This is a genomic window from Desulfovibrio sp. ZJ369, from assembly GCF_011039085.1.
GTDB lineage: Bacteria > Desulfobacterota > Desulfovibrionia > Desulfovibrionales > Desulfovibrionaceae > Desulfovibrio.
The window spans coordinates 1-3,800 of record NZ_JAAKEI010000081.1 but is presented as its reverse complement, the minus strand read 5'-3'; the positions used below and the strand labels follow the sequence as shown (position 1 = coordinate 3,800).

At 57.4% G+C, this 3,800-nt stretch carries 4 protein-coding genes and 2 pseudogenes; 5 read left to right on the top strand and 1 reads right to left on the bottom strand.

The features are described 5' to 3' along the window. From G7Y51_RS13230 to G7Y51_RS13215, 5 genes and pseudogenes are all read left to right on the top strand, one after another. A pseudogene (locus G7Y51_RS13230) lies at positions 1-323 on the top strand (hypothetical protein); the annotation flags it as partial. Then, positions 320-487: a toprim domain-containing protein gene (locus G7Y51_RS13225; RefSeq protein WP_165178209.1), complete on the top strand. Its 168-nt coding sequence runs from the start codon at positions 320-322 to the stop codon at positions 485-487. The pseudogene G7Y51_RS13230 and the gene G7Y51_RS13225, both read left to right, overlap by 4 nt. 19 nt (positions 488-506) lie before the next feature. Continuing rightward, positions 507-1,019 (top strand): DNA topoisomerase, encoded by a 513-nt coding sequence (locus tag G7Y51_RS13835; RefSeq protein WP_241160262.1) that lies wholly within the window; start codon positions 507-509, stop codon positions 1,017-1,019. A gap of 1 nt (position 1,020) precedes the next feature. Beyond that, a complete protein-coding gene (locus G7Y51_RS13830; RefSeq protein ID WP_241160261.1) occupies positions 1,021-1,242 on the top strand; it encodes a DNA topoisomerase in 222 nt (73 codons plus the stop codon). Between the two features lie 1,068 nt (positions 1,243-2,310). Beyond that, positions 2,311-2,727 carry a hypothetical protein gene (locus tag G7Y51_RS13215; RefSeq protein WP_165178207.1) on the top strand — a complete coding sequence of 139 codons (417 nt, stop codon included), beginning with the start codon at positions 2,311-2,313 and terminating at the stop codon, positions 2,725-2,727. Positions 2,728-2,921: 194 nt separating this feature from the next. Here the strand turns inward: G7Y51_RS13215 and G7Y51_RS13210 are convergent. Then, a pseudogene (locus tag G7Y51_RS13210) lies at positions 2,922-3,800 on the bottom strand (type III restriction endonuclease); the annotation flags it as partial.

Below are 3,800 nucleotides of genomic sequence, written 5' to 3'. Positions count from 1 at the left end.
CAATCGCCTTTGACTCCGGCAATCTGCTCCCTGTGGCGGAAGCCATCCGCGCCAAATATCCCAAGGCCGCCATCACCATCTGCGCCGACAATGACCACGCCATGCGACGGCACGGCGAGCCTTACAATGTGGGAGTGGAGAAAGCCAGACTGGCGGCTCGGAAAGTCAACGGCACGGTCAGGGCGCCCACGTTCACCGACAGGGAAAAGGCCCAGGGCCTGACCGACTTCAATGATCTGCACCAGGCGCGCGGCCTTGAGGCCGTCCAGCGCCAGGTCGGCAGGGATTGCGCCAGGGATCATGGCAAGGAGCTGTGCCGATGAAACTGCTGATTGTGGAAAGCCCCGGCAAGATCAAAAAGCTGCAAGGCATCCTGGGCGCGGAATGGCGCGTCGCCGCCAGTTGCGGCCATGTCCGCGACCTGCCGAATCAGGGCTATGGCCTGGAGCCGCCGGATTTCACGCTCCGCTGCGCAAAAGCTCTATGAGGCCGGACATCTCACCTATATGCGGACGGATTCCCCGAACCTGAGTGAGACGGCCATTGCTGAAATCCGAGCCTACGCTGACTCCAAAGGCTGGCCGTTGCCGGAGAAACCCCGGACGTGGAAAAGCAAGGCCGGAGCCCAGGAAGCGCATGAAGCTATCCGGCCAACGCACGTCGAGGTCGAAAGCGCCGGGGATACTCCCCAGGAAAAAGCCTTGTATGTCCTGATACGTATCCGGACTCTGGCCAGCCAGCTCGCGGATGCCGTTTTTGACGTGCGCGTGGCCCGGCTTGCCGGCGACGTGGACGGCAAAAAGGCCGTGTTTGAGGCCAAAGGCCGGACGCTCAGAGAACAGGGCTGGAAAGTGGTCATGGCTGCGGACGCTTCCCTGGCCGACGCGGAAAAGGCGGAGCCCGACAACGCCGTGCCGGACCTCAAGGCCGGATGCCAGGCTACGGCTGTCCAGGGCGCAGTGAAGATGAAAAAAAACAAAGCCCGCCCCCCGTTTTTCCGAGGCCTCGCTGATCCGTGAGATGGAAAAGCGCGGCATCGGCCGTCCGGCCACCTATGCCGCCATCATGGAGAACATTGCCGCGCGCGCCTATGTGAAGGAGGAAAAAGCTTTCCTCGTGCCCACGCCGCGCGGGGAAAAGCTGGTGGACGCTCTGGCGGGCGCATTCGGCTTTCTGGACTTGGATTTTACCAGCCACATGGAAGAACGGCTCGACGATGTGGCCAACGGCAACGTCAGTTAGAGCGGTTTGCTGTTGAAAACGGCAACCGCTCTGGCGGCCGCGGAGCGGACGCCCGCGCCGAATGAGCCTGAAAACCACGCTTTTCAGGCGAAATGATGGCAGCGCCGCTTTTGAAATTGAATAATTTCAAAGTGAAGCTGCGTTATTCCTATAACACTCTGGAATAGTTGGTAGAAAAATATTTTACATATTTTTCTACCAACTATACTACCAACATTCTTTCTGGCTTTCAGAGGACTCTATCGCCCTTCATCAGCCAACCTTCCCATGCCGGGCGGGTCGCCTCTTGGCATTTTCATTTCCCAACACTTGCCATACCTTCTGGACCGACTTCCAGCGCCTGAGTCATTTTTTGCAGAGCACCTTGCCTGGTCTCCGAAGCTCAGGCCAGGACACGCATTCGGGCACGCTGGACATGTTGACGTTGCTCTCTTTGCGACGAATAATCCATCCCTGTGGGAAATGGCAATCTCACATATTCCACGAAGATTGCACTTTCTCACCATGTACACAGGAGGCTCGCAACCCAGAGACGCAAAGACAGCGACCCCCCAAAGCGATTCTCGTTTCTCATGTTTTATCTCCATACCGACACGCGGTGGGCGCGATACACACAATCCCGTCCCGGCTCATACTCCGTAGTGTTCTCCCCATACATGCGCTGTCACCGCCGGACAAACGTCCAGATGTCCACGCCGCCACGCGCGCCATGCCGATCATGCTGTGTGCCAAATGCAGATCAGACGGCTACCTTATAGCACTCAGACTTTCGCCGCATACCGCTTTCCCGTGAGCGGGATATTTGCCCGATGTCGCTGGCATACCTATCCGCGACGCGTCGGATGCGATCCAGTTTCCCGCCAGATACGCACCTGCAACGATCCCGATGTCCGCATCATGCGTCCCCGTTTTTGTGCGGATGCCTGTTCATTCGTCCGGCATTGTCTCCGAGGGCCAGCCGACGTATATGGCCCAGCCCAGGGGTCAAGAAAAACCTGAAAGAAGTCGTTCGGATGCAGACGTATATACGGCGTCAGGTTGCACATGTGCGGAGCCAGGGCGGAATTTGTGCCATCCGTGATTGACTGCCTGTGGGATGCGGAAAAAGGACGCCTGCTTGTAGGCGCGACTTCGGCCAAGGCTGTGCAGCCGGTGCTTGACCTGTTCAAGACCACGTTCGGCATTGACGCCACGCCCATCACGCCTGCGGGAGACATGTCGAAACTCTTTGCCGCCATCCTGCGCGGGGAAGGCTACCCCTGCGAAGGCTACACCCTGCACCCGATGGGTTCCGCCAGCCTGGCCGCTTCCGAACAGGCAGAGGAAAAGTCCGCCGTGGCCGTGCAGAACAGCCTGAACGCCGTGGCTCAGGCGCTTGAGGAAGGGATGGCCGTCCAGAAGCTGCATCTGGTGGCCACCTCAGACGCCGATCCCGACCGGCAACTGGAGTTCACGCTGGATGTGTCTGGCCTGAAGCTGCTCTAGAAAGTCATCTCTATCAAAATATTCAATGTGCCGACTGGTTTTGTGGTCTTTTAGGAAAATATCTTTGTTATGCTATACAGCCTGAGCAATATGAAGATTATGAAATTATAAATAAATATTTTGATGTACGTTTCAAAAAACTTTTTTTTGAGGATTTATGGGTTATGTATTTTCGTCATATCGCCTATGAGCTATCAAATCAAAGAGAGCCTTGATGTGCTTTCTTCCCACCTCGCTGCCTCGGTATGCGGGATCATGTGGTATTTTATCCGGCTGGCCTTGAGCATGGTTTCCGCAAAAGCCTGTTTGGCCAGCACGTCCCGGTCGTCCATCATGTTTTTTGCCTTGACCTCCACCACCAGCCACTCGCCGCCTTTGGTCAGGATGAGGAAATCCGGGTAGTAGTTCCGCACGCCATGCGTATCCGGGTCGATGTAGTTGAGGTGGAAATCAGTCTGGCCGTGGGTGAGCATACCCGTGAAATAGACCTCCCTGATGTCGTCCTGGCGGATGACGTTCAGGAAGAAATCCTGCTCCGGCAGGGAGTCGAAGCAGTAGGTATCAAGGTGAAAGCTCTTTCCGGCCAGCGCGTTTTTCCTGGCATCGGCCTGCCACTCCTTGAAAAGCTGCGTTTTTTGCGGGTCGCCGTGGATCTCAAAGAAGCCGCCCGCCGGGTCGTGGACAAGCTCAACTTCCACATGCTCCTGCTTGTCGTAATTCGTGACCTCGTAGAGCGCGTCAAACAGCCGGGGGATGATCTCGTCGTAGAGCAGCTCGTTGAACTCGTTGACCCTGGCGACCAAGGCGTCCAGCCCCTCTTCGCTCTGCCGCAGCAGCCCTTCGATTTTCAGCGGCGAGGCGCATAGATAGCGGGCAATCTCGGCCACGAGCGTATAGGCGCTCCACGTGCGCTGCTCCTTGATATAGCTGATGTCGGTGGGCGTCTCCTGCGTTCTGCGCGCGCCGGGCTGGAGGAGCATCTTCTCCTCGGTGTGGAGGATGCGGTAGCGATCCACGTCCCAGTTTTCCATGCCAAAGCGCACCGGGGCGGCGGGCTCCTTTTCCCTGCAATC